The organism is Limnohabitans sp. INBF002 (assembly GCF_027924905.1).
Classification (GTDB): Bacteria; Pseudomonadota; Gammaproteobacteria; order Burkholderiales; family Burkholderiaceae_C; genus Limnohabitans.
This window is the reverse complement of sequence record NZ_AP027055.1, coordinates 846,430-870,102: the sequence shown is the minus strand read 5'-3', so window position 1 is coordinate 870,102 and position 23,673 is coordinate 846,430. Positions and strand designations below refer to the sequence as shown.

Below are 23,673 nucleotides of genomic sequence, written 5' to 3'. Positions count from 1 at the left end.
ACCATGACTTTAAACATCGCCATCATCGGAGCCGGCATCGCCGGCATCACTGCCGCACGCACTTTGGCCAACGCTGGCCACCATGTGCATGTGTTTGAAAAAAGCCGAGGCGCAGGGGGCCGCATGTCCACCCGCGACACCAACTTCGGCACCTTTGACCACGGCACCCAATATTTCACCGTGCGCGATCCGCGCTTTTCGCTGGCCTTGCAAACCGTGCCTGGCACTGCCGACATTTGCCGCCCTTGGAGCGCCAACGCCGTACGCGTGCTCGACCCACTGGGCCACGTGTTTGAGGCCGCCCGCGCCACCAAAGACGCGCATTTCGTAGCCAAGCCCGGCATGAATGCCTTGGTGCGCCACTGGGCGCAACCTTTGGGCAAAGCCGTGACTTACAACACCCAAGTCAACCGCCTAGAGCGCGGCGCCAAAGGCTTGTGGACGGTGCATGCCATCAACAGCACCTCGGGCAAAGAAGTGGCACAAACGCACGCCGGCTTTGACCACGTGTTGCTCGCCATTCCCTCCAGCCAAGCAGAAAATTTGCTCAAAGCGTCGGGGAAAGAAGCCGCGGACGCCAAGTGGCTCAAAGCCATGGACGCGGTGGACGTGGCCCCTTGCTGGACACTGATGCTGGCCTTCCCCAACGCCACGCAACCCAACCTGCATATCGGCCCACAGTGGAACGCAGCACGCAGCATTCACCACCGCATTGCATGGTTGGCTCGCGAGTCGTCCAAGCCAGGACGCGGCAAGGTGGAACGTTGGACGGTGCAAGCCAGCGCCGCTTGGTCTGCCGAACACATCACCGACACCGAAGCACGCGTGAAGGCCAAACTCTTACGCGCGTTTGCTGAGCTCACAGGCATCCGCGCCGAGCCAGCCCACACCGAAATGCACCGCTGGCTCTATGCCAAAACCATCACACCACTGGGTGCCTCGCACCAGTACAACCCAGCCAATGGCTTGGGCACCTGTGGCGACTGGCACTTGGGCCACCGCGTAGAAGACGCGTTTGTGTCTGGCCTTGAACTCGCTTTGGCTGTTTGCCAATCTGCCAAGCGTTTGTAATTGCCGTACGTCGGTCGATTCGCTCCCTCACCCACGGGCCCGCTGCATGCGGGCTCGCTCGTTGCTGCCCTCGCCAGTTGGTTAGACGCACGCGCGCACGGTGGCCAATGGCTGGTGCGCATCGAAGACGTGGACACACCACGCTGCATCCCCGGCGCAGACCAACGCATCCTCCAACAGCTCGCCACGTGCGGTCTTGTCCCTGATGCACCTGTGATGTGGCAATCGCAACGCGGCGAGGCCTATCAAGCTGCGCTCGACACCTTGATCGCCAAAGGCTGGGCCTACCCCTGCGGCTGCTCGCGCAAAGAGATTGAAGACGCACAAGCTTTGATGGGCCATGCACGCGAACGTCACACCGCAGCCGTCTACCCCGGCACCTGTCGCAACGGCTTGAATGGCAAAGCCGCACGTGCTTGGCGCTTGAATGTGCAACGCGTCATCGACGATTTACAACTGGCCACGCCGCTGACATGGCAAGACCGTTTGCTTGGGGTTCAGCAACAAGACGTTGCCAAGGAAGTGGGCGACTTTGTGTTGCTTCGCGCCGACGGCCTGTGGGCCTACCAACTTGCCGTGGTGGTGGACGACGCCGCACAAGGCATCACCCACATCGTGCGCGGTGCGGACTTGACCGACAACACCGCACGACAAATCGTGTTGCAACGTGCACTGGGTTTACCCACGCCGAGCTACATGCACACGCCGCTGGTGTTGGGTGAGAACGGTGAAAAACTCAGCAAGCAAAACGGCGCAACCGCTTTAGATGCGAACCAACCACTGCTGGCTCTACAAACTGCTGCGCACGCCTTAGGCCTGCCAAAGCCAAACGATGGCGCATCGATAGAGCAAGCGTTAGCCGAGTGGACAAAAGCGTGGCAAGAGATCAGCAGTCCAGTCCCGCGATAATCACGGGTTATTCAAAGACTCGCCTGCCATGACCGCTGACACGCCCACCACCCCCGACACCCCACAAACCGACGCGCCTTTCATGCGCGTCATCAAAACCTATGTGCTGCGCGCGGGCCGCATGGGCTCGGGCCAAATGCGGGCGTTTGAGCAGTTTGGCCCACAGTTTTTGGTGCCCTACTCGCCCGAGCGTTTGGATGCGGCTGCAGCCTTTGGCCGAACTGCCCCGCTGATTTTGGAAATCGGTTTTGGCATGGGCGACGCCACCGCCAAGATTGCGCACACACGCCCTGACGACAACTTTTTGTGCTGCGAGGTTCATGTGCCTGGCGTGGGTGCGTTGCTCAAGCGCTGCGGCGAAGAAAGCATTGGGAATATCCGCATCGTGCAGCACGACGCGATCGAGGTGATGGACCACATGCTGGGCGAAAACAGCCTAGACGGCGTGCACATCTTCTTCCCAGACCCTTGGCACAAGAGCCGTCACCACAAACGCCGCTTGATTCAAAGCGCGTTCGTCAACCGCTTGGCCAAACACATCAAGCCCGGTGGCTACTTGCACTTGGCCACCGACTGGCAGCCTTATTCACAGCAAATGCTGCAAGTGGTGTCTGCCGAGCCTTTGCTCAAAAACACGGCCACCGACCCCAGCGGTTTTGCCGAAAAGCCAGCCTATCGCCCGCTCACCAAGTTTGAAAACCGAGGCTTGAAGCTCGGCCACGGCGTGTGGGACTTGGTGTTCACCAAGGTCTAAAGACCCACATGCGTATCCCGACGCGCAACGGCGTAGGCGCCAGCCGCGTGTCGCTACCCGTTGGGCCTTGGCCCACGGTGCTAGATTTTTTGCTAGAGCGCATGCCCGACATTTCGCGCGACGAGTGGCTGCACCGCTTTGCACATGACTTGGTGCTGAATGAAGCTGCCCAACCCGTGCAGGCCACGCTGGCCTACACACCACGCACCAAGCTCTACTACTACCGCCACATCGCCAACGAGCCCGTGCTGCCTGAGAAAGCCAGCATCGTGTTTGAAGACGACCACCTGCTGGTGGCCGACAAGCCGCACTTCATGCCCGTCACACCCGCGGGCCGCTATGTGCAGCAAAGTTTATTGGTGCAGCTGAAGCACCTCACAGGCAACGACGACCTCGTGCCGCTGCACCGCATCGACCGCGAAACCGCAGGCCTCGTGATGTTTGGCAAACGTCTGCAAGACCGCGACGCTTACCACGCGCTGTTTCGCGACAAGGCACTGCACAAGGTCTACGAAGCGGTGGCGGCTTACAACCCCGCGTTAACGCTGCCACGCGTACACGTCAGTCGTCTACAACCTGACGAACTTTTCTTCAGAACACAAGAGGTGGCTGGCGAAGCCAACAGCGAAACACGCATCCGTCTGCTCAAAACCGAAGGCACGCGTGCGCTGTACCAGCTAGAGCCTGTCAGCGGCAAACGCCACCAACTGCGCGTGCACATGATGGCGCTGGGCCTGCCGCTAGAGGGCGACCAGTTTTACCCCACCGTGCTGCGCGGGCCAGATGCAGAGGAAGACTTCAGCCATCCGTTGCAGCTGCTGGCCAAAAGCGTGGCCTTCACCGATCCCGTCACAGGCAAGGCGAGAGAGTTTCACAGCGCCTTGCGTTTGAGCATGGCGGTGTAAGACTGCTTGCTTTAAGGCCTCGTGCTTTGAGGCCTCACGCCTGGAGGCTGCGCGCAGAGAAGCGTCTGGCTAGCCAGACACTTCCAACACCTTAGGCCTTGATTTCGCGTGCCGTGATTTGGTACTTGAAGGTGTCAGGCGCGTAAGAGTCAGCACGGCCATCCACCGTCTCGGCCACGGGGTACATCAAGAAGCCCAAGCGGTCTTCTTTGCTGCCGGGCAAGGCCACATCGTGTGCGGTGTTCCAGCCCATCCAGTTGCCTTCCCAGCCACCGAACAAACGGTTGTACACGGGCTGCACCACCGCGTTGTCGGTGCGCTTGATCCACTCAGGTGTTTCTAAGCGCATCACTTTGGCCACGTCGGCGGGGTCCATCGCCACCCAACCGTGGGCTTGCAAATACACCTCGGCGCGGCAGTGTTGCGCGCCTTTCAAGCTGGCGGGGTTGCCCGACAACTCTTTGTAACCAAAGGCCGAAGGCACCAAACGAATGCCATACACATCGCGTGCTGGCACACCGACCGAGCGGCACAGGCCAACAAACAAGGCGTTGATGTCGGCGCACTTGCCGCCCAAGTTGCCTGTCTCCAGCATGGCTTTGATGTCGCCCTCGCCGCAGCCGCGCGTCTTGGGTTCGCGCCAAGCGTTGGCCACCACCCAGTCGTAAATGGCGCGTGCTTTTTGTGCATCGGTTTTCGCGCCCTGGGTAGCTTTAAGAGCTGTGGTGCGCACGATGCCGTCGGTGGGCAACAAATGTGTGGCGCGGGTGTAGTAGCGCAAAGTGCCGGCGTCTTCACGTGTAAACGCGTGGGCGGTGGGTTTGGCTGTGTCCACAAAACGGTTTTGTGTTTGCACGCGGCTGGTCACTTCGACAAACGGTGTGACGCCTGCGGCGAACTCGGTGTAGATCATGCGCGCGCCATCGGTGCCATCGCTCACCATGCGTGAGGTGCCGTTGCTGCTGAAATTGCTCTCCAACGAACGTTGCCAATCCGAGTTGATGCTGGGCACCGGCAACCACACGCGTGAGGCGGCACGCTTGGTATCCGCCAAATCGACACGGGTGGTGACTTCAAACGTGCGCCACTGGCCCGCTTGTGGTTCGAAGCGACGTGCAGCAGTAGAAGCTGGGGGAGATGTTTGGGCCAAAGCAAAGCCAGGCACACCACTGAGGGCGCACGCAGCTGCGGCCCCCTTGAGAAGGGAACGACGCACGAGAGTCATGAAAGAGAGCTCCGAATAAATGAAGAGACCTGTCGGCACATACCTAGATGCCCCGAAGGCAGGTCACCTCACGCAAAGTGCATGAGGTTGTCGAATTATCGCTTGGGGGTAGCTATCTTCGACGTCGCGTTGGCAGGTGAGGTGTTTTGGCGTACATCGGCCAACCACGCATTGGCCTGCGCCCCGCTCCAGTCCACATCACCCACGATACGCCAGCGCGTTTGACCATTGGGCGCAATCAGGAGGGTGGTGGGATACACCGTGACGCCCCAGCGCTTGGCCAACTCACCTTTGGGATCAGAGATGACGGGAAACGTCATGCCCGTGCTTTGCATGTAACGCGCAGCACGTGCTGCGGGCTCACGCACGTTGATGGTGAGCACCACGGTTTGTGCATCACTGATGTCGTGCAAGGTTTGCAGCGTGGGCAACTCGTCTTTGCACGGCGCACACCACGTGGCCCAAAAGTTGAGCACCACCACTTTGCCTGCCAGCTCTGCGGCATTCCAAGCTTTGCCCTGCAAATCGACAGCTTCAATTTTGGGCGTGGCCACGTTGACAGGCCATGCGGTTTTGTCGAACTGCGCCCACGCGTTGGTGGACACAAAGCTTGACAACAACACCGCGAGGCAAACGCCAAGAAAAAGGCCCAACACGGGTTGGGCCTTTGCTTGCACAACGCAGGTGCGTGAGTTCATCTGAATCAAACGCGCTCGGCCACCCAAGCTTGCACGCTGGCCAAGGCCTTGGGCAAGGCTGCGGCATCGGTGCCACCGGCCATCGCCATGTCGGGCTTGCCGCCGCCTTTGCCGCCCACTTGTTGGGCCACAAAGTTGGCCATTTCGCCCGCTTTGACTTTGCCCACGTTGTCAGCGGTCACGCCTGCGGCGATGTTGACCTTCTCGCCATCCACAGCCGCCAACACAATGACAGCAGACTTCATCTTGTCTTTGAGCTTGTCCATGGTGTCGCGCAAAGTTTTGGCGTCAGCACCGTCGAGCTTGGCGACCAAGAGCTTGGTGCCTTTGATGTCCACCGCTTGCGTCAGCAACTCGTCGCTTTGGGCCGAAGCCACTTTGCCTTTGAGGGCTGACACTTCTTTTTCAAGCGTTTTGACTTGTTCCAACACTTGGGCTAAACGTGCGTTGAGCTCTGTCGGTGGTGCTTTGAGGGCGCCAGCCGCTTGGGCCACGGAATCTTCGAGCGACTGCAAATAAGCCAGCGCATTGGCGCCTGTCACGGCTTCAATGCGACGCACGCCAGCGGCCACGCCGCCTTCTGCCACCACTTTGAACAAGCCAATGTCACCCGTGGCTTTGACGTGCGTGCCACCGCACAACTCGCGGCTAGAACCAATGTCGAGCACGCGCACGGTCTCACCGTACTTCTCGCCGAACAACATCATGGCGCCCGTTTTTTGGGCGGACTCGATGTCCATCACGCGGGCTTGCGCAGCGGCGTTGGCCAAAATCTCGGCGTTGACCTTGGCTTCAATCTCGCGAATCTGCGCATCGGTCACGGGGGCGTTGTGCGCAAAGTCAAAACGTGTGCGCTCGGCATTCACCAAGCTGCCTTTTTGTTGCACGTGGTCGCCCAGCACTTCGCGCAAGGCTTTGTGCATCAAGTGGGTGGCCGAGTGGTTGCGCACGGTGGCGGCGCGCACTTGCGTGTCTACTTGTGCATCCACATGGTCGCCCACGGCCAAAGTGCCTTGCGTCAAGGTGCCGTGATGGCCATACACATCGGCTTTGATCTTCAAGGTGTCTTCCACGGCAAAGCTAGCAGAGCCGCTGACCAACAGGCCCGCATCGCCCACTTGGCCGCCGCTCTCGGCGTAGAACGGTGTGGTGTCCAACACCACCACGCCTGTTTGGCCGTGCTTGAGTTCGGCCACAGAGTTGCCGTCCACATACACCGCCACCACTTTGGCAGTGGCTTTGAGGTCGTCGTAGCCCACAAACGCGTTGCCTGCGCCTGTGTACTCCAAGGCTTTGTCCATCTTGAACTTGCCTGCGGCGCGGGCTTGGGATTTTTGTTTTTCCATCGCAGCAGCAAAGCCTGCTTCGTCCACGCTCAGGCCACGTTCGCGGCACACGTCGGCAGACAAGTCGAGTGGGAAGCCGTAGGTGTCGTGCAGCTTGAACGCCACTTCGCCCGGCAACACTTTTGCGCCGCCTTGCAATGCGGCATCCAAAATTGACATGCCCACTTCGAGGGTTTCAAAGAAGCGTTCTTCTTCGGCCTTCAACACCGACGCAATACGCTCGGCTTGCGACGCCATGTTGGGGTAGGCATCGCCCATGAGCTTGACCAAGTCAGGCACGAGTTTGTGGAAGAACGGTTTTTTCTGGCCCAATAAATACCCGTGACGAATGGCACGGCGGATGATGCGGCGTTGCACATAGCCACGGCCTTCGTTGCTGGGCACCACGCCGTCGCTCACCAAGAACGAGGTGGCACGGATGTGGTCGGCAATCACGCGCAGGCTCTTGTGGCCCAAGTCTTGGCAGCCTGTTTCGCGTGCAGCGGCTTTGATGAGGGCATCAAAGATGTCGATTTCGTAGTTGCTGTGCACGTGCTGCAAGATGGCAGCCAAGCGCTCGAGGCCCATACCCGTGTCCACGCAAGGCGCGGGCAAGCGGGTAACGCTGCCGTCTTCGGCCATGTTGAACTGCATGAACACGTTGTTCCAAATTTCGATGAAGCGGTCACCGTCTTCGTCGGGGCTGCCGGGAGGGCCGCCTGGGATGTGGTCGCCGTGGTCGTAGAAGATTTCAGAGCAAGGGCCGCAAGGGCCGGTGTCGGCCATCATCCAGAAGTTGTCGCTCTTGTAGCGGCCACCTTTGTTGTCGCCAATGCGAATCACGCGCTCGGGTGGCAGGCCAATTTCTTTGGTCCAAATGTCATAGGCTTCGTCGTCGTCTTGGTAGACAGTGGCCAGCAAACGGTCAGCGGGCAGCTTGTAAACCTCAGTCAACAGTTCCCACGCCCACTTGAGTGATTCGCGTTTGAAGTAGTCGCCGAACGACCAGTTGCCCAGCATTTCGAAGAAGGTGTGGTGGCGGGCGGTGTAGCCCACGTTTTCCAAATCGTTGTGTTTGCCACCGGCGCGCAAACAGGCTTGCACCGAGGCGGCGCGCACATAAGAGCGCTTGTCCTCGCCCAAAAATACGTCTTTGAACTGGACCATGCCCGAGTTGGTGAACATCAAAGTGGGGTCGTTGCCCGGCACCAGCGGGCTTGAGGCCACCACGGTGTGGCCTTTGGACTCGAAGAAGTCCAGAAACGTTTTGCGAATATCAGCGACGGTGAATTTGGGTGTAGTCATCCTCAAATTATAGGTTTGGGTGTCACCCCAGAGTCATCACGGGCACGGGGCCGGCGGTATGCTCTGCCTCATCAAATTTGGAGACCCACATGGACATGAAAACGGCGCCCCTTTCTTTGCTCAACGACCCCACCCTGCTCAAGACCGATGCCTTGATCAATGGCCAATGGGTCAAGGGTGCCAGCCGCTTCGATGTGCATGACCCCGCCACGGGTAAGAAGCTGGCCGATGTGGCCAACCTCACCGCCAAAGACGCCGAAACGGCTGTTGACGCGGCCAACGCGGCATGGCCCGCATGGCGCAACAAAACCGGCAAAGAGCGCAGCATCATCTTGCGCAAGTGGTTTGACCTGCTCATGGCCAACCAAGAAGACCTAGGCCGCATCATGACCGCCGAGCAAGGCAAACCCTTTGCCGAAGCCAAAGGCGAAGTGGCCTACGGCGCCAGCTTTGTGGAGTGGTTTGCCGAAGAAGCCAAGCGCGTCAACGGCGAGACCCTGCCCCAGTTCGACAACAACCGCCGCTTGATGGTGTTGAAGCAACCCATTGGCGTGTGCGCCGCCATCACGCCGTGGAACTTCCCTCTGGCCATGATCACCCGCAAAGTGGCACCTGCACTGGCTGCTGGCTGCCCTGTGGTCATCAAACCCGCCGAGCTGACGCCCCTCACCGCCTTGGCCGCCGCCGAGCTGGCCATTCGCGCGGGCATTCCCGCCGGTGTGGTGAACATCCTCACCGCCGACAGCGACAACAGCATTGCAATTGGCAAGGTGTTTTGCAGCAGCGACATCGTGCGTCACATCAGCTTCACCGGCTCCACCGAAGTGGGCCGCATCTTGATGGCGCAGTCGGCCCCCAGCATCAAAAAGCTCGCTTTGGAGCTGGGTGGCAATGCCCCCTTCATCGTGTTTGACGACGCAGACATTGACAGCGCCGTCGAAGGCGCCATGGCCAGCAAATACCGCAACGCCGGCCAAACCTGCGTATGCGCCAACCGCATTTACGTGCAAGACGCGGTGTACGACGAGTTTGTGCAAAAGTTTGCTGCCAAAGTCAAAGCGCTCAAGGTGGGCAACGGCTTTGAAGATGGCGTGACACAAGGCCCCTTGATCGAAGATGCCGCGGTGGACAAAGTCGAACGCCACGTGCAAGACGCCCTCCACAAAGGCGGCAAGCTGATCACTGGCGGTCACAAATTGACCGGTCAATTTTTTGAACCCACGGTGATCGCCGACGCCCGCGCCGACATGCTGTGCGCCCGTGAAGAAACCTTTGGTCCCTTCGCCCCCGTGTTCCGCTTTCACAAAGACCAAGAAGCCATTGATGCCGCCAACAACACCGAGTTCGGCTTGGCCAGCTACTTCTACAGCCGCGACATTGGCCGCATCTACCGCGTCAGCGAAGCGCTGGAATACGGCATGGTGGGCATCAACGTGGGCATCATCGCATCCGAACATGTGCCGTTTGGCGGCGTGAAGCAATCTGGCCTCGGACGCGAAGGATCCAGCCACGGCATGGATGAGTACATCGAGATGAAGTACCTCTGCTTGGGCGACATTCTCAAATAACGGCAAACCCTTTAAATACGTGAGGCTTACGTGTTTTTACGATGTTTTTAACAAAATCGACGTATACAATAGATAACTGACTTACCTATGTAAGAAAAGGCACACCTACCATGGACTCTAAACAAATCTATTTGCGATTTCTGAACCTCATCCACGCACTGGATGGCGGGGCAAACACGCCATCCATGGATTTGGATGCCAAAAAACTTCTTGAAGTGATCGCTGTGCGTCATGCCCAAGAAAAACCGTTGACCGTGACCGATGCCATGGGTTTGGATACCATCGCCTCGCCTGCCACGATTCACCGCAAACTCGACCAACTGCGCGAACTCGGCATGATCGACACCGTGTTTGAAGGTAAAAACCGCCGCACCAAATACTTGGTGCCAACACAAGCGGCTCAAAATTACTTTGACCAAGTGGGTAAGGTCATGGAGCAAGCTCTCGCACAGGCTTAAAACTGAGCCAAGCTCACCCTAAAAAAGCATCCCTAGTGGATGCTTTTTTGCATTCTCAGCGAATGCTGTTTTCACATCTTTTCTTGATTTTGTCGGTGGTGATGCGGCGGCAATATTTGATGTCGTTTTCGACTTTGCCCATACACAGGTTAAGCAAATCATTGCCACCAATTTTTTGACAATGTGACTTGTCGTTGGTATCGAGTGCGCGGCAGTAGTTGGCTTTGTCTTTGTCCTTGATGTCGTTGCAGCTTTGTGCCCACGCCCACATGGGCAACAACATCGACAAGCAGATGCAAATTTTTGTGAATCTTTTCATGCAGCGCTCCCCTATTAAATGCCAACTGCTTGAAATATTAGTCTAGATCACACGCCCCTACAATCCAGACTTGTGCGGGTGTCGTTCAATGGTAGGACTCTTGCTTCCCAAGCAAATAACGTGGGTTCGATTCCCATCACCCGCTCCATCTTTTAGGGGCTCTTGTCTATTGCGATTTGCGTAGCCTTGTAGCGCTCAGCGCGCAGCCCACCCAAAGCGAGCGCTTTGGCAATGGCAGCTCTTGCTTGCGCCAACTGACGTGTCTCATACAACACCTGCGCCAAGTTGTTCCACGCATCTGCGGCGTTGGGGTGGTCCATCGTGACTCGTTCGTATTGCGCTTGTGCCGCTTGCAAATTGCCTTGCTTGTAATAGCGATTGCCCAAGGCAAGCCGCGCCTCTAAGTTATCAGGCCACGCCTGGAGCGCAACTTGGTAAGCCCGCACAGCTTGGCTGGGTGCCACGCGCTCAAGGGTGATCGCAGCTTCAACAAACTCAGCGGCAGAAGCTGTTGCAGGCAGTTGATCAGGGGGCAAAGCAACGAATGCCCAACGGTTGGCTTTGGCCCAGCTTGACTCGAAATCAGCCATGGACATCAGCAAACGCTTTTCATCCCCCGAGCGCAGGACGACCGTGCCTGCCGTTTGGTCGTACCCCACCACAACAGCGTAATGCCACAGCGGCAACCAATCCCAACGTAGGTTTTGCAACACCACAACGGGATGACCTGCCGCGACTTCTTGCAACAAAGCCTGCGGCTCTGTCTTTAAAAGATACGGCAAAACACCGGCGCGCCGAGCACCGCCCAGCATCTCCAATGGCAAGCTGCCTTGGCGCTGCGGCACATACACATCGGCCTCCAGCTGTTGCAACGTGCGCTCAACACCCGCATGGTGCAGCACTGTGGCCAAAGCGGCTGGGCCACATTGGTCTTGTGTTTGCGGATAAAACGCAACGTCTTGAAGCTCGACTTGCCTCGGAAGCTGGCTGCTGCGTGCAAAGCCATTCGACGTGGACACCGAGGCGCAGCCGACCAGGCTCAACACAAGGGCTGCCGTGAGTCCAAAGGCCCGAGCTCGGTTAAAGCCCACCCAAATCCTCAATCGCATCGACCACCATGCTGGTGCCCACGGCAATCAGCAAAATATCACTGGCAGCACGCACATATTTGTAGCCGGCTGGCGGTGTGCCCAAACGACGTTGTAATTCAAGTGGCACCGGATACAGCACCACGTCTGGAGGTAGCGGCTGCCCCATGGCCCACTGCTTCGCTTGACCTGGCGGCAAGCAGCCGTTGCCCTTTTTTGCAAGCCCTGGAGGGCATTTGCCCTTCCCAATTTGTTGCCCATACATATCTCGCACGGCTTGGTGGTGTCGCGGTTCGAAGTACGCACCTGGGTGCACTTCCCTTGACGCACGAGACTCCCGCATTTCGCCCGAAGCGCGGTCATGCATCGGTTGCTCTTGCATGCGAGGGTGTTTGCGTTGCCCCGCATCATCTGGTCGATCTGCCCACGCAGCAGGCACCATCAACACAGCACACAAGACGGGAATCACCCACGTGCGCTTGACCCTTTGAGAGCAATACATAAGACCCCCTTTTTTAAAGTGCAACCGCAACCAAAATTGCGATCAACAAAATAACGACCATGTCCATTTGGCTCAAGGTGCCGCCAGCAGGCATGGCATCAATGCGTTCGGCCAACGCATGAACTTCTTGTTCGCTCAAAGCCGCCACGCGGTCTTTGGCCAACAAGCCAGCCACGCCCATGGCTTCGAGCTTTTCTTTCACGGTGGCACGCTCTACAAAACTTTGCACTTTGGCTCTGTCTTGTTCTGTTTGACTTTGTATTGCGAGGTCTTGTGTGTCCACAATCTCTGCGCGTGCCAGAGGGGAAACAATCAGCATCGCAGCGGTGATGCTTGTGATGACGAGATGTGTAAAACTTGTTTTGCGAGTCATGGTGTGTACCTTCTTGGTGGATGAAAAAATTAATCGTCTGCTCGGATTTCCGTCGCCAGCCACGCGCCCGATGAACGGGTGGCTTTGATCTCGATACGTACGCCGTCGGCCATGACGACCCCTTGAATGCTGGTGGCGGTGTCGTATTTGAATGTGAGCCCGTGCAGCACAAACGTCTGTGCGGTAGCGTTCAGAGCGCTGACGGTTCCGTGGAATTCGAATTTGCGCGTTGCCACATCTGTGTTGCTTGGGGTTTCGACCTTGGTGGCCATCAAAACGCCGCTGCTGATGCTGCCGTGAATTTCAACCCGAACACCCAATGCCACAGTGCCGCCCGATATGCGTGCCGTGCTGGCATCTACCGGAATGCCATTGACAGTGAAGTTGGCAATCGACACGAAGGTCGAAACAAATCCATGAATTTCAGCATCACGGTCATCCTCTGCACTGAGTTGCGCCAGTGGTGACGTGAGCAAACGAATCTGCGTTGCAAGCAACGGTGCCGCAGCAGCCATCTTGACGCGTACAAATACGCCATCAGACCAAGTGGTCGGAATCAATGTACTGCCATCCCAACTGATTTGATTCGAAAATTGTGTGCCAGCCCCCAGTTTGAAGGTGCGATTACCAGCATCAAAACTGTTGACCACGCCACTGAGCTTGTAATGCGTGGGCGCCGTGGTGGACACTTCCACACGGCTGGCTTGAAGACGCCCCGTGGTTTGATCGACATACCCATGAACCTCAACAAAGTGCAAAGAGGTCAGGCCTGTCAGCTGCGTGGCAGCACCTTCAAACACCGTGGTGGCCAAAACATCCACCGTCAAACCCAGCATGTCAAAGCTGGTGGTCCCAACGCTAGACACAGGTCCTTCCCATTCGCTGCCACAGCTGATGCGGTAGGCGGTGGCCGTGGCAATGCCGGTTGTTGTGGCGGCTGCGGTCACGGGTGAGCCTTCGATGGACACCACCATGCCCACTTTCAGCATATCTCCAAACGCAGAACCATCGTCGCGTGAAATCAAACTGGCACTGTCATCGTTGTATCGAATACCGTTGACGATGATGGAACCCAGCCCTGAAATCGTGCCACTGGTGAATGAGCCTGTGCCGCCGCTGGATAAGCCCGCAACATCAGAGCCCCCACCACCACAGCCTGTCAGTTGCGCCACAGAACCGACCATGCCCAAAAGAAGTGTGCGGCGTGAGAGTGTGGAATTGACTTGAATTGATCGCATTTGGAACGCTCCGTTCATTTCGATTGATCTACAAAAGTTTCTGGCGATGGCATCGCCTGGGATAAGGCGTACAGACCAATCCGTATGGCTTGGTCTTGTGGTCGGTTGGCTGCTTTATCGGCATCCATCAAGGCTTGGAGCTCGGGGCCCAGCGTGGTGATCAAGTGGCGCCATTGCGCGCTGATCAAGGTTTTGGCTTGGGTGAGTGATTCAACTGAGAGCTCATCAGCCAACAAGGCTTGCTCGAAATGCTGATGACCATCGCCTAAAACGTTGGTCACGGCAGCTTCTAAGTGATCGCCCACGTTGACCCCCAAAAAGCCAACCATTTGCGACCAATCGTTGTTGGGTACAAAAATATCTTCTAGCAATTCAATGGTGTCTGTGGTTTTGCGATGCGTCACCAAATTGAGCCGGATCATCTCGGCCAGTAGCGAACGCGCATGCACATCCTTGGTGACGGTGGCAGCCAAAGCTTCAAAGCTAGGGGCTGGCCCTTGCCGTGGAAGTGGGATGGGTTTTTTGGCTTTATCCACATAGCCGGTCTGCGATGTCCAGTAAGTCAGCAAATCGGTCGCAGCAGATCGAGTGACTGGCAATTCAGGGGTTGGCGTTTGCTGAATGCGCCCCACCTCTCGCCGTGTGAGCCCTGTCATGGTGCTGATGCGGCTGGTCAAGCGCTCAGGGTTGTCGCCCTGGCACGCTTGCTTGGCAGCGTCCACATAAGCATGTCGCACCAGCTCTTCAATCGCCTGAATGGGCACGCCCTTCGCCAAACCCAGTTTGGCAAACGGCTTTAACAAGTGCCCCATGGCGGCAAGCAGGGCTTGCTGCTCTGTGTACAAGGCGTCGGGTGTGATCTTGTTCATGTGTGTAACTTGTGAGGTTGCGGTGAGTATAAATCTATAAATGTGTTAATTGCACATTTATTTCAAAGTCAAGAAAATTTGTGGGATATTGGAAGAAAACGGAGATTGCCAAAGGCAATAAAAAAGCCGCTCAAAGAGCGGCTTTTTGGATTGGCGTCCCAAAGGGCGCCTGATTCAGGCGATTACTTCACCAACAGCACAGGCTTCTTGCAAGTGGCCATGACGCGTTGCGCCACAGAACCCACCAGCATGTCAACCAAGCCGCTGCGGCCTTTGGAGCCCATGACCACCATGTCAAACTTTTTGTCTGCGGCGTTAGAAATGACTTCTGCCACATGGCCTGTTTGAATGATGCTGTCGTGCTTGACGCCAGCTTTCACCAACACAGCCAAAGCGGCTTTGAGCTCTTTGTCGCTCAATTCGCGCAGGTAATCGGCAATGCCATCTTTGCCGACGAACTGCTGCGCGTGGCGCAAGCCTTGGTCGTCATGCACGTTGATCAAGGTGATGCGATCTTGCGTGCGGAAATTGGAGGCCAACTTCACGGCGTACTTGACCGCATTCAAAGAAGATTTAGAACCGTCAACAGCAACCAAAATTTTCATGGTGTTTCCTCTTGTTATGAATGGCTTAAGTTTAACGCGCCACTCAAAGCAAAGTCACGCCCGTCTTGCTTTGCAAGAACTCACGGGTCACGCCGGGAGCCAGTTCAATCACTTTGAGGCCTTCGGGCACCACGTCCATCACGGCAAGGTCGGTGATGATGCGGTCCACCACGCCCACACCTGTCAAAGGCAAGGTGCAGTCTTTCAGAATTTTCAAATCTTCGGTGCCGTCTTTTTTCTTGGCGACGTGCTCCATCAAGATGATCACGCGTTTGACGCCCGCCACCAAATCCATCGCACCGCCCATGCCTTTGATCATCTTGCCGGGGATCATCCAGTTGGCCAAATCACCCTTCTCGCTGACTTGCATCGCGCCCAAGATGGACAGGTTGATCTTGCCACCACGGATCATGGCGAACGATTGGTCGCTGCCAAAAATCGCCGAGCCTTTGATGGTGGTCACGGTTTGCTTGCCTGCGTTGATGAGGTCGGCATCGACTTCGTCTTCGTAGGGGAATGGGCCAATGCCCAACATGCCGTTTTCACTTTGCAACCAAACCTCCACATGGTCTGGCACGTGGTTGGCCACCAGCGTGGGGATGCCGATGCCGAGGTTCACATAAAAACCGTCTTGCAGTTCGCTTGCCGCACGTGCGGCCATTTCGTCTTGAGTCCAAGCCATGGTGTTTTGTCCTTTAGATTTTGCGGTCGCGGGTGGTGCGCTTTTCAATGCGCTTCTCGGGCGTGGGGTTGAGCACGATGCGGTGCACGTAAATACCAGGCAAATGGATGTCGTCAGGGGCCAGTTCGCCCGTGGCCACAATGCGCTCCACCTCGACCACGCAAATCTTGCCAGCGGTGGCAGCGGCTGGATTGAAGTTGCGAGCCGTCATGTTGAAGCGCAGGTTGCCTGAGCGGTCAGCCACGTCGGCTTTGATGAATGAAATTTCAGGGACCAGCGAGCGTTCCATCACATAGGTTTCGCCATCGAAATCACGTAACTCTTTGCCCTCGGCCACCAAGGTGCCCACGCCTGTTTTGGTGAAAAAGGCGGGGATGCCAGCACCACCAGCGCGCAGCTTTTCAGCCAGCGTGCCTTGCGGCGTGAATTCCAACTCCAACTCGCCTGAGAGGTATTGGCGCTCGAACTCTTTGTTCTCGCCCACATAGCTAGAAATCATTTTTTTGATTTGACGGGTTTCGAGCAACTTGCCCAAACCAAAGCCGTCGACGCCAGCGTTGTTAGAAATGACGGTCAAGTCCTTCACGCCGCTGTCACGCAAAGCGTCAATCAGGGCTTCAGGAATGCCACACAAGCCAAAACCACCCACAGCCATCAGTTGGCCGTCGGCCACGATGTCTTTGATCGCTTCAGCAGCAGAAGGAAAAACTTTGTTCAAGGGATGCTCCAAAAAGTGCAACAGAGTGGCGTTACGATACTACGTAACAGACTACGTAGTTCTCCGTAAGCACAGACCCCTGACATGATTGATTACCGCCAAGCCTTTGACCTCGCCCCTGTGGGGCTGGTGCTGTCGCGCAACCGCACGATGGTGGATTGCAACCAACACGTGTGCGACATGTTTGGCGCAACGCGCGAACAACTGATTGGCCAATCGTTTCAGGTGCTCTACCCCAGCGCGGATGAGTACGAACGCACGGGCGCGCGCATCAAACTCAGCCTCAACACCAAAGGTCTGTATGCCGACGACCGCCTGATGAAACGCATCGATGGCCGCATGAAAGGCGAGCCGTTTTGGTGCCACGTGACAGGCCGCGCCTTGAACCTTGATTCACCGCACGAAGCCGGCATTTGGAGTTTTGAAGACCTCAGCGCCACGCGCCCTGTGCGTGCCGAGCTGACAGCGCGTGAACGTGAGGTGGCTGCATTTTTGATGGAGGGCATGACCTCCAAAGAAATCGGCAAAGCACTGGGCATCAGCCATCGCACGGTCGAAATTTACCGCGCCAAGCTGATGCGCAAATACAAAGCCTCGACCACGGCCGACTTGGTACACAAGCTGGTGGTGGGCTAAAGCCTCAGGCCCTCACTCAGGCGTTGGGTGCGTCCACCACCTCAGCCGCTGCACGAAAGCCTTCCACAGCGGTGGGCACGCCGCAGTAAATGGCGGCGTGCAACAGCACTTCTTGCAGTTCCTCTTTGGTCGCACCGTTGTTCAGCGCACCGCGCACATGGCCTTTGAGCTCATGCGTTTTACCCAATGCGGTCAGCATGGCCACCGTGATAAGGCTGCGGGTTTTCAAATCCAAAACGTCGCGTTGCCATGCGTCGCCCCACGCGGCACGCGTGATGTGGTGCTGCATGGGCAAGGTGAAGTCGCTCGCACCGGCAAAGGCTTTGTCCACAAAGGGTTGCCCCATCACTTGGGTGCGTTTAGCCAAGCCTTTTTCAAAAGCAGCGTCTGTGGGGTGGGTGTGTTTGTCTGTCATGTGGGTTCCTCAGATTCGAATTCACGCCAAGGATAATCGCCCAAACTAACAAGAACCTTGGAGTCAACTGCATGAGCCGCTACCCCGCCCCAGCGCTGGAAAACTTGCCCGAAGACATACGCACCAAAATTTTGGAGGTGCAAGAAAAAGCTGGGTTTGTCCCCAATGTATTTTTGGGCTTAGCCCGCCGCCCCGCAGAATGGCGCGCCTTTTTTGCGTACCACGATGCCTTGATGGTGCCGGAGTCTGTGGGGCGCGACAGCAACCTCACCAAAGGTGACCGCGAAATGATCGTCACCACCACCAGCGCAGCCAACAACTGCTTGTATTGCGTGGTGGCACACGGCGCCATTTTGCGCATTTACGAAAAGAAACCTTTGGTAGCCGATCAAGTGGCCGTGAACTACCGCAAAGCCGACATCACGCCACGCCAACGTGCCATGCTCGATTTCGCCATGAAGGTGTGCCAACACAGCGACTTGCTTGATGAAACAGACTTTGCAACGCTGCACGTCCACGGGTTCAACGACGAAGACATTTGGGACATCGCCGCCATCACCGCCTTCTTTGGCTTGAGCAACCGCATGGCCAGCTTCAGCGGCATGATGCCCAACCCCGAGTTTTACGTGTTGGGCCGCCTGCCCAAACAAAAATAAATGCAATGTCGCAACGGCTGCGGCGCGTGTTGCATTGCGCCCTCCATCACCAGCGCCTTGCCCGGCATGCCGCATGGCAAACCTGCGGGTGTGCCGTGCGCGCAGCTGCTGCCTGACATGCGCTGCGCCGTGTTTGGAAAACCCGAGCGACCCGCATTTTGTGGCGGCTTGCAGCCCTCGCCTGACATGTGCGGTGCCAACCGCGAAGCCGCCTTACTGTGGCTCACGCAATTGGATGCAGCCACCGCACCCGCAACGGCTTGAGACGTTTTAAGGCGTGACCATCTCACGTACCCAATCGGGCAAGTCCACCGCTTTTTGTTGAGGAAAATCCACCCAAATGGTGGTCGCACCGCCTGCGGCATAAATGACGCCAGGGTTGGCAGCTTGCTCGATCGTGGCCCACGTTTCAAAGGTGGTGCGACCGGGATCGCTGGTGTACATCTTCACCAGCACATCGCCCGGGTATTCGAGCTGTTTGTAAAAGTTGCAAAACGCATTCACGATCACGGGACCTTCGCCCTCGGGCTTGGGTTCGGCGTTGAACTGGCGCAACCAATCCACACGTGCAATTTCTAGGTAACGAAAGTAAATCGTGTTGTTGATGTGGCCCATCGCATCCATGTCGCCCCAGCGCATGGGAATGGTGCATTCGTACACCAGCTTTTTGTTTTCAGGAATTTTGTATCTCATAGTGCAAACCCGTCGTCAGCCGAAATGATGGCCCCGTTGATGAAAGAACTCTCTGCGCTCGCCAGCAGCACCAGCAAAGCATCTAAATCTTGTGGATGGCCCACGCGTTTGCGCGGCAACATGCTCACCAGTTTTTGCCCCTGCTCAGTGGCCCAAATGTGTTCATTCATTTCGGTGCTGATGTAGCCGGGGCAAATGGCGTTCACGTTGATGCCAAAGCGCCCCCATTCCAAGGCCAAGGCCTTGGTCATTTGAATCACCGCGGCTTTGCTCATGGCGTAAGGCGCCACCTGCGGCAGAACCTTCAAGCCCAACACGGAGGCAATGTTGATGATGCGCCCGCCTGTGTAGGTGCCGGGCGCCGCGCCCTTGGCACGGGCCAACATGCGCTTGCCCACTTCTTGAGCCACAAAGAACGAGCCCTTCACATTGGTGTTGAAAGTGAAATCAAACTCTTCCTCCGTCACGTCTTGCACACGCTGTGTGGTGCTGACGCCCGAGTTGTTCACCAAGATGTCGATGCTGCCCACCTCGGTCTCCACGTGGGCCACGGCAGATTTGATGCTGCCTAGGGTGGTCACATCCAAGCTCACCACATGGGCGTCACCGCCTTCGGCTTGCAACTCGGCGCGCAGCTCTTTGAGCTTTTCCACGCGACGGCTGGCCAGCACCACAGCAGCGCCCGCACGTGACAAGGTGCGGGCAAATTGCGCCCCCAAACCACTGGATGCACCGGTGACCAAGGCCACGCGGCCCGACAAATCCATGCTGTATGCCATGTACGCCTCCTGAATGTTGAGTTATTTCATTATGACAAGTGCGTTGTTGACAGGCCCTAAAATCTGTCTCACCTCTGACAACAGACTGAGACAAAAGAAATGACACAAGAAGACATCCTCGCCCAGTTCGGCCCCCGTGAAGCCATGGAATACGACGTGGTCGTGATTGGTGGCGGCCCCGGTGGTTTGGCCACAGCCATCCGCATCAAACAACTCGCCGCTGAAAAAGGCAACGATGTTTCCGTTGTGGTGCTGGAAAAAGGCTCAGAGCCTGGCGCACACATTTTGTCGGGCGCGGTGATGGACCCCAAGGCCATGACCGAGCTCATCCCCAACTGGAAAGAACTCGGCTGCCCCCTGAACCAAGAAGTCACGGGCGACGATGTGTTGTTCCTCAGCGAAACAGGCACCAAGCGCACCCCCGATTGGCTGCTGCCCCGTAACTTCCACAACGACGGCTGCTATGTGGTGTCACTCAGCAACGTGGTGAAGTGGATGGCAGCACACGCGGAATCGATTGGCGTGGAAATCTTCCCTGGCTTCACCGCGGCTGAAGTGCTTTACAACGAAGATGGCTCTGTCAAAGGCGTGGCTACCGGCAACCTCGGCGTGGGCAAAGACGGTGAGCCCACCGACAACTTCCAACTCGGCATGGAACTGCACGCCAAGTACACCATCTTCGCTGAAGGCGCACGTGGTCACTTGGGCAAACAAGTCATTGCCAAATACAACTTGACCGAAGGCCGCGATCCACAAAGCTATGCCATCGGCATCAAAGAGCTGTGGGAAGTCGACCCATCAAAAGCCAAACCCGGCTTGGTGGTGCACACCTCGGGCTGGCCCATGCAAGACGACGCTTTTGGTGGCGGCTTTTTGTACCACCTCGAAGACAACAAAGTCACCCTCGGTTTTGTACTCGGCCTCGACTACAAAAACCCATGGCTCAGCCCCTTTGAAGAAATGCAACGCTGGAAAACACACCCAGCCATTGCAGCCCACCTTGAAGGCGCCAAGCGCATTGGTTACGGCGCACGCGCCATCAACAACGGCACGCCACAAGCCTTGCCCAAAACCGTGTTCCCAGGCGGCGCACTGATTGGTTGCGATGCGGGCTACTTGAACGCTGCCCGTATCAAAGGCAGCCACGCCGCCATCAAGAGCGGCGTGTTGGCGGCTGATGCGGCCTACGAGGCCGTGTCTGCAGGACGCGCCAACGATGAGCTGAGCGCCTACCCCGCTGCGTTTGAAAAGAGCTGGCTGAGCAAAGAACTCAACCAATACCGCAACTTCAAACTGTGGTTCAAAAAAGGCATGTTGGTCGGTACGTTCATGACCGGCATCGAGCAATGGCTGTTGCCCAAGCTCGGCATCGACACGCCACCTTGGACATTGCATGGCAACAAGCCCGACCATGTGAGCTTGGAACCTGCGGCACAACACGCCCAAATCAACTATCCCAAGCCAGACGGCAAGCTCACGTTTGACCGCTTGAGCAGCGTGTTCATCAGCAACACCAACCACGAAGAAAACCAACCCGCACACTTGACGCTCAAAGACGCGTCTGTGCCGGTGAACATCAACCTCGCCAAGTTCGCAGGCCCCGAGAGCCGCTATTGCCCCGCCGGTGTGTACGAGTTTGTGAAGAACGACGACAACACCGACCGCTTGCAAATCAACGCGCAAAACTGCGTGCACTGCAAGACCTGCGACATCAAAGACCCCACACAAAACATCGTGTGGGTCACGCCTGAAGGCGGTGGCGGCCCTAACTACAGCGGCATGTAAAGACTATGAACAAATATCACGCAGAACACACCTGGGTGCGCATCGAAGGCGATACCGCGTTGGTGGGCATCACCCAACACGCACAAGACACGCTGGGCGACATCGTGTTTGTGGACTTCGCAGAAGTCGGTAAAACATTTGAACAAGGCACAGTGGCAGGTGTGGTCGAGTCGGTCAAAGCCGCCGCCGATGTGCACATGCCCGCGAGTGTGGAAATTGTGGAAACCAACGAAGCCCTGCGCGCCGACCCCTCGCTGGCCAACAGCGACCCCGAGGGTGCGGGCTGGTTTTACAAGGTGAAGCTCAGCAACGCAGCTGAGCTGGATGGGTTGATGGATGCTGCGGCTTATCAGACGATCACGGGTTAAACAATCCACCGCCACACAACAAAAAGGCTGCTCAGTGAGCAGCCTTTTTGTTTGGTACAACGTCCTGAGTTAGTCCCTAAATTTAAGGGTACGTGTCAGGGCACGCGTCAGCCTATCGAGGTTCTGTTCATTGGCTGGCTCCACAATGGCTTTGACAGCTTGCGCGATGTGCACATCATCAAACACCTGTTGCCACTGCAAATGCGTACCGTCTGCAACTTGGGTCAGTTGCACGTTAAGCGTGAAAAAGGGTTGGCAGTCGTGACGAATCACCAAGCGTGATGCGGGCTCTAGCTCGGTGAACACATTTTGGTTGGGGTAGCGTGCGCCATCTGGCCCCACCATCACGAAGGTCCAGCGGCCACCCACCTGAAATTCGAAAGTTTCAAATTCGTTGGTGAAGCCGTCTGGCCCCCACCAAGTGGCCAATACCTCTGCCGAAGCAAATGCGTTGTACACCGCTTTCGGTGAGAACGGCAGTGTGCGCTCCGTGTGAAAAATTGTGTCGTGATGCATCTGACAACCTGACCCAGAAAATTTACAGCGCTTGACCCAAACGAGCAATGCCTTCTTTGATCTTCTCCACATCAGCGGTGGCAAAGCTCAAACGAATCGCTGTCGTGTCTGGGTTGTTCGCAAAGAATGGCGCCCCCGGCACAAAAGCCACGCCTTTTTCAATGGCGCGTTTGGCCAGTTCGCTGCCGTCTTTCACTTTGCCGCCTGCGCCGGTGAGGTTGGCCCAGAAGAACAAACCACCTTGTGGTTGGGTGAACGTCAAGGCATCGCCCAGTTCGCGCTTCAGCGCTTCGCCCATGGCTTGGGCACGCTCGGCGTACACGCTGCGCACATGTGCCAAGGTGGCGGGCATGCGGCCTGCTTTGAGGTAATGCGCAGCAGTGGCTTGCGCAAAGGTGGAGGTGTGTGCGTCGCTGAACTGCTTGCACATGGTGGCGCGCGCCAACAGCTCGGGCGGGGCAATCATCCAGCCCACACGCAGACCGGGCGACAACACTTTGCTAAGCGAGCCACAGTGAATCAACCACTCACGGCTGCCCGGTACTTGGTCGCTCAACGCGAGCAACGAGGGTGGCGGGGCATCGCCAAAGTACAGGTCGCCATAGGGGTCGTCTTCGACCACCACGGTTTTGTATTTCACCGCCAACTCCAACACGCGCAAACGACGCTCAAGGCTCAGCGTGGCACCGCTGGGGTTGCCAAAGGTGGGGATGAGGTACACGAGCTTTGGCTTGTGTTGCACGATCATTTCTTCGAGCTTGTCCACATGCACGCCGTGCGCGTCGATGGGCACGCCTACCACTTGCGGGCCGTACAAACGGAAGCACTGAATGGTGGCCAAAAATGTGGGGCCTTCGACCAAGGCCACGTCATTGGGGTTGAGCAAGGTTTTGGCAATCAAGTCCAGCGCTTGCTGGCTGCCGGTGGTGACGATGAGGCCATTCGCGTCTAGGCCTTTCACACCTTTGCTGGCCATGAAGGCGGCGAGTTGTTCGCGCAATGGGTTGTAGCCCTCGGTCGCACCGTATTGCAGGGCGGCACCTGGCTCCTCGGTCAAAGCCAGGTTGCTGGCTTCGCGGATGCCTTCCACATCAAACATGGCGCTGTCAGGAAAGCCGCCAGCAAAGCTGATGATGCCGGGCTTGCCCAGCAGTTTGAACAGTTCACGAATGGCGGAGGTTTCAACGTTGTTGAGGCGGTCAGCGTACTGAAT

28 protein-coding genes and 1 tRNA gene are annotated in these 23,673 nt (G+C 57.1%); 12 read left to right on the top strand and 17 right to left on the bottom strand.

From position 1 onward, the window contains the following. The first annotated feature begins 3 nt into the window (after positions 1-3). From QMG15_RS04425 to QMG15_RS04410, 4 genes are read left to right on the top strand one after another with little or no spacing between them, the layout of a single operon-like run. Complete coding sequence (locus QMG15_RS04425; protein WP_281789687.1) at positions 4-1,071, top strand: FAD-dependent oxidoreductase; 1,068 nt, start codon at positions 4-6, stop codon at positions 1,069-1,071. After that, on the top strand, positions 1,072-1,980 hold the full coding sequence (gene gluQRS / locus QMG15_RS04420) for a tRNA glutamyl-Q(34) synthetase GluQRS (protein WP_281789684.1): 909 nt from the start codon (positions 1,072-1,074) through the stop codon (positions 1,978-1,980). Positions 1,981-2,008: 28 nt separating this feature from the next. Beyond that, entirely contained in the window at positions 2,009-2,734 is a 726-nt protein-coding gene (gene trmB / locus QMG15_RS04415) for a tRNA (guanosine(46)-N7)-methyltransferase TrmB (RefSeq protein WP_281789682.1), read from the top strand. An 8-nt stretch (positions 2,735-2,742) separates the two neighbouring features. Continuing rightward, positions 2,743-3,639, top strand: a complete 897-nt coding sequence (locus QMG15_RS04410; RefSeq protein WP_281789681.1) for a pseudouridine synthase — start codon at positions 2,743-2,745, stop codon at positions 3,637-3,639. Between the two features lie 91 nt (positions 3,640-3,730). Here QMG15_RS04410 and QMG15_RS04405 read toward each other — a convergent pair whose 3' ends face one another. The 3 genes from QMG15_RS04405 to alaS all read right to left on the bottom strand — a co-directional run bounded on the left by QMG15_RS04405 (position 3,731) and on the right by alaS (position 8,192). After that, a complete protein-coding gene (locus QMG15_RS04405) occupies positions 3,731-4,864 on the bottom strand; it encodes a transglutaminase domain-containing protein (protein WP_281789680.1) in 1,134 nt (377 codons plus the stop codon). Positions 4,865-4,959: 95 nt separating this feature from the next. After that, complete coding sequence (locus QMG15_RS04400; protein ID WP_281789679.1) at positions 4,960-5,562, bottom strand: TlpA disulfide reductase family protein; 603 nt, start codon at positions 5,560-5,562, stop codon at positions 4,960-4,962. 5 nt (positions 5,563-5,567) lie between these two features. Then, positions 5,568-8,192 carry an alanine--tRNA ligase gene (alaS, locus tag QMG15_RS04395; RefSeq protein ID WP_281789678.1) on the bottom strand — a complete coding sequence of 875 codons (2,625 nt, stop codon included), beginning with the start codon at positions 8,190-8,192 and terminating at the stop codon, positions 5,568-5,570. Positions 8,193-8,281: 89 nt separating this feature from the next. On the opposite strand from alaS, the gene QMG15_RS04390 reads away from it, so the two are divergent. Then, positions 8,282-9,760 (top strand): NAD-dependent succinate-semialdehyde dehydrogenase, encoded by a 1,479-nt coding sequence (locus tag QMG15_RS04390; protein WP_281789677.1) that lies wholly within the window; start codon positions 8,282-8,284, stop codon positions 9,758-9,760. Between the two features lie 110 nt (positions 9,761-9,870). Then, positions 9,871-10,218 (top strand): hypothetical protein, encoded by a 348-nt coding sequence (locus QMG15_RS04385; RefSeq protein WP_281789676.1) that lies wholly within the window; start codon positions 9,871-9,873, stop codon positions 10,216-10,218. A 55-nt stretch (positions 10,219-10,273) separates the two neighbouring features. Here the strand turns inward: QMG15_RS04385 and QMG15_RS04380 are convergent, their stop codons facing one another. Then, the gene (locus QMG15_RS04380; RefSeq protein ID WP_281789675.1) at positions 10,274-10,537 is read right to left on the bottom strand and encodes a hypothetical protein; all 264 of its coding nucleotides are present in this window, start codon (positions 10,535-10,537) and stop codon (positions 10,274-10,276) included. 74 nt (positions 10,538-10,611) lie between these two features. Between QMG15_RS04380 and QMG15_RS04375 the strand changes: the two genes are divergently transcribed. Continuing rightward, positions 10,612-10,685, top strand: a tRNA-Gly gene (locus tag QMG15_RS04375). Positions 10,686-10,689: 4 nt separating this feature from the next. Here the strand turns inward: QMG15_RS04375 and QMG15_RS04370 are convergent. From QMG15_RS04370 to QMG15_RS04335, 8 genes are all read right to left on the bottom strand, one after another. Next, the gene (locus QMG15_RS04370; protein ID WP_281789673.1) at positions 10,690-11,583 is read right to left on the bottom strand and encodes a PA2778 family cysteine peptidase; all 894 of its coding nucleotides are present in this window, start codon (positions 11,581-11,583) and stop codon (positions 10,690-10,692) included. 34 nt (positions 11,584-11,617) lie between these two features. After that, positions 11,618-12,127 carry a hypothetical protein gene (locus QMG15_RS04365; RefSeq protein ID WP_281789672.1) on the bottom strand — a complete coding sequence of 170 codons (510 nt, stop codon included), beginning with the start codon at positions 12,125-12,127 and terminating at the stop codon, positions 11,618-11,620. Between the two features lie 13 nt (positions 12,128-12,140). Next, a complete protein-coding gene (locus tag QMG15_RS04360) occupies positions 12,141-12,500 on the bottom strand; it encodes a PA2779 family protein (protein WP_281789671.1) in 360 nt (119 codons plus the stop codon). 29 nt (positions 12,501-12,529) lie between these two features. Continuing rightward, positions 12,530-13,738 carry a DUF5666 domain-containing protein gene (locus QMG15_RS04355; protein WP_281789670.1) on the bottom strand — a complete coding sequence of 403 codons (1,209 nt, stop codon included), beginning with the start codon at positions 13,736-13,738 and terminating at the stop codon, positions 12,530-12,532. Positions 13,739-13,752: 14 nt separating this feature from the next. After that, positions 13,753-14,607 (bottom strand): DUF6502 family protein, encoded by an 855-nt coding sequence (locus QMG15_RS04350; protein ID WP_281789669.1) that lies wholly within the window; start codon positions 14,605-14,607, stop codon positions 13,753-13,755. Between the two features lie 182 nt (positions 14,608-14,789). Continuing rightward, positions 14,790-15,212, bottom strand: coding sequence for a universal stress protein (locus QMG15_RS04345; protein WP_281789668.1), 423 nt, complete (start codon positions 15,210-15,212; stop codon positions 14,790-14,792). Between the two features lie 43 nt (positions 15,213-15,255). After that, complete coding sequence (locus tag QMG15_RS04340) at positions 15,256-15,894, bottom strand: 3-oxoacid CoA-transferase subunit B (protein WP_108359046.1); 639 nt, start codon at positions 15,892-15,894, stop codon at positions 15,256-15,258. Positions 15,895-15,907: 13 nt separating this feature from the next. Beyond that, the gene (locus QMG15_RS04335; protein ID WP_108359047.1) at positions 15,908-16,612 is read right to left on the bottom strand and encodes a CoA transferase subunit A; all 705 of its coding nucleotides are present in this window, start codon (positions 16,610-16,612) and stop codon (positions 15,908-15,910) included. A gap of 84 nt (positions 16,613-16,696) precedes the next feature. Here QMG15_RS04335 and QMG15_RS04330 point away from each other — a divergent pair, with 84 nt between their 5' ends. Further along, complete coding sequence (locus tag QMG15_RS04330) at positions 16,697-17,248, top strand: PAS and helix-turn-helix domain-containing protein (RefSeq protein WP_108359048.1); 552 nt, start codon at positions 16,697-16,699, stop codon at positions 17,246-17,248. A gap of 16 nt (positions 17,249-17,264) precedes the next feature. Here QMG15_RS04330 and QMG15_RS04325 read toward each other — a convergent pair whose 3' ends face one another. Further along, complete coding sequence (locus QMG15_RS04325) at positions 17,265-17,663, bottom strand: carboxymuconolactone decarboxylase family protein (protein WP_108359049.1); 399 nt, start codon at positions 17,661-17,663, stop codon at positions 17,265-17,267. Between the two features lie 71 nt (positions 17,664-17,734). Between QMG15_RS04325 and QMG15_RS04320 the strand changes: the two genes are divergently transcribed. Further along, positions 17,735-18,319, top strand: a complete 585-nt coding sequence (locus QMG15_RS04320) for a peroxidase-related enzyme (protein WP_281789666.1) — start codon at positions 17,735-17,737, stop codon at positions 18,317-18,319. Then, entirely contained in the window at positions 18,320-18,583 is a 264-nt protein-coding gene (locus tag QMG15_RS04315) for a YkgJ family cysteine cluster protein (protein WP_281789665.1), read from the top strand. It abuts the gene before it with no gap. Between the two features lie 6 nt (positions 18,584-18,589). Here the strand turns inward: QMG15_RS04315 and QMG15_RS04310 are convergent, their stop codons facing one another. Further along, positions 18,590-19,012, bottom strand: a complete 423-nt coding sequence (locus QMG15_RS04310) for a thioesterase family protein (RefSeq protein ID WP_281789664.1) — start codon at positions 19,010-19,012, stop codon at positions 18,590-18,592. Further along, positions 19,009-19,791 carry an SDR family oxidoreductase gene (locus QMG15_RS04305; protein WP_281789663.1) on the bottom strand — a complete coding sequence of 261 codons (783 nt, stop codon included), beginning with the start codon at positions 19,789-19,791 and terminating at the stop codon, positions 19,009-19,011. The genes QMG15_RS04310 and QMG15_RS04305 overlap by 4 nt, the downstream gene beginning before the upstream one ends. A gap of 99 nt (positions 19,792-19,890) precedes the next feature. On the opposite strand from QMG15_RS04305, the gene QMG15_RS04300 reads away from it, so the two are divergent. Next, positions 19,891-21,576 (top strand): electron transfer flavoprotein-ubiquinone oxidoreductase, encoded by a 1,686-nt coding sequence (locus QMG15_RS04300; protein ID WP_281789662.1) that lies wholly within the window; start codon positions 19,891-19,893, stop codon positions 21,574-21,576. A 5-nt stretch (positions 21,577-21,581) separates the two neighbouring features. Beyond that, a complete protein-coding gene (gene gcvH, locus QMG15_RS04295) occupies positions 21,582-21,944 on the top strand; it encodes a glycine cleavage system protein GcvH (protein ID WP_281789661.1) in 363 nt (120 codons plus the stop codon). 69 nt (positions 21,945-22,013) lie between these two features. Here the strand turns inward: gcvH and QMG15_RS04290 are convergent, their stop codons facing one another. Beyond that, positions 22,014-22,460, bottom strand: coding sequence for an SRPBCC domain-containing protein (locus QMG15_RS04290; RefSeq protein WP_281789660.1), 447 nt, complete (start codon positions 22,458-22,460; stop codon positions 22,014-22,016). A 22-nt stretch (positions 22,461-22,482) separates the two neighbouring features. Continuing rightward, on the bottom strand, positions 22,483-23,673 hold the full coding sequence (locus tag QMG15_RS04285; protein ID WP_281790079.1) for a PLP-dependent aminotransferase family protein: 1,191 nt from the start codon (positions 23,671-23,673) through the stop codon (positions 22,483-22,485).

Coding starts and splice junctions, on each gene's coding strand:
- QMG15_RS04290 (WP_281789660.1), bottom strand. CDS start 22,460: ATGCATCACGACACAATTTTTCACACGGAGCGCACACTGCCGTTCTCA.
- QMG15_RS04405 (WP_281789680.1), bottom strand. CDS start 4,864: ATGACTCTCGTGCGTCGTTCCCTTCTCAAGGGGGCCGCAGCTGCGTGC.
- QMG15_RS04390 (WP_281789677.1), top strand. CDS start 8,282: ATGGACATGAAAACGGCGCCCCTTTCTTTGCTCAACGACCCCACCCTG.
- QMG15_RS04325 (WP_108359049.1), bottom strand. CDS start 17,663: ATGACAGACAAACACACCCACCCCACAGACGCTGCTTTTGAAAAAGGC.
- QMG15_RS04305 (WP_281789663.1), bottom strand. CDS start 19,791: ATGGCATACAGCATGGATTTGTCGGGCCGCGTGGCCTTGGTCACCGGT.
- QMG15_RS04385 (WP_281789676.1), top strand. CDS start 9,871: ATGGACTCTAAACAAATCTATTTGCGATTTCTGAACCTCATCCACGCA.
- alaS (WP_281789678.1), bottom strand. CDS start 8,192: ATGACTACACCCAAATTCACCGTCGCTGATATTCGCAAAACGTTTCTG.
- QMG15_RS04320 (WP_281789666.1), top strand. CDS start 17,735: ATGAGCCGCTACCCCGCCCCAGCGCTGGAAAACTTGCCCGAAGACATA.
- QMG15_RS04380 (WP_281789675.1), bottom strand. CDS start 10,537: ATGAAAAGATTCACAAAAATTTGCATCTGCTTGTCGATGTTGTTGCCC.
- QMG15_RS04330 (WP_108359048.1), top strand. CDS start 16,697: ATGATTGATTACCGCCAAGCCTTTGACCTCGCCCCTGTGGGGCTGGTG.
- QMG15_RS04310 (WP_281789664.1), bottom strand. CDS start 19,012: ATGAGATACAAAATTCCTGAAAACAAAAAGCTGGTGTACGAATGCACC.
- QMG15_RS04350 (WP_281789669.1), bottom strand. CDS start 14,607: ATGAACAAGATCACACCCGACGCCTTGTACACAGAGCAGCAAGCCCTG.
- QMG15_RS04345 (WP_281789668.1), bottom strand. CDS start 15,212: ATGAAAATTTTGGTTGCTGTTGACGGTTCTAAATCTTCTTTGAATGCG.
- QMG15_RS04400 (WP_281789679.1), bottom strand. CDS start 5,562: ATGAACTCACGCACCTGCGTTGTGCAAGCAAAGGCCCAACCCGTGTTG.
- QMG15_RS04315 (WP_281789665.1), top strand. CDS start 18,320: ATGCAATGTCGCAACGGCTGCGGCGCGTGTTGCATTGCGCCCTCCATC.
- QMG15_RS04425 (WP_281789687.1), top strand. CDS start 4: ATGACTTTAAACATCGCCATCATCGGAGCCGGCATCGCCGGCATCACT.
- QMG15_RS04410 (WP_281789681.1), top strand. CDS start 2,743: ATGCGTATCCCGACGCGCAACGGCGTAGGCGCCAGCCGCGTGTCGCTA.
- QMG15_RS04300 (WP_281789662.1), top strand. CDS start 19,891: ATGACACAAGAAGACATCCTCGCCCAGTTCGGCCCCCGTGAAGCCATG.
- trmB (WP_281789682.1), top strand. CDS start 2,009: ATGACCGCTGACACGCCCACCACCCCCGACACCCCACAAACCGACGCG.
- QMG15_RS04365 (WP_281789672.1), bottom strand. CDS start 12,127: ATGTATTGCTCTCAAAGGGTCAAGCGCACGTGGGTGATTCCCGTCTTG.
- gcvH (WP_281789661.1), top strand. CDS start 21,582: ATGAACAAATATCACGCAGAACACACCTGGGTGCGCATCGAAGGCGAT.
- QMG15_RS04360 (WP_281789671.1), bottom strand. CDS start 12,500: ATGACTCGCAAAACAAGTTTTACACATCTCGTCATCACAAGCATCACC.
- QMG15_RS04340 (WP_108359046.1), bottom strand. CDS start 15,894: ATGGCTTGGACTCAAGACGAAATGGCCGCACGTGCGGCAAGCGAACTG.
- QMG15_RS04355 (WP_281789670.1), bottom strand. CDS start 13,738: ATGCGATCAATTCAAGTCAATTCCACACTCTCACGCCGCACACTTCTT.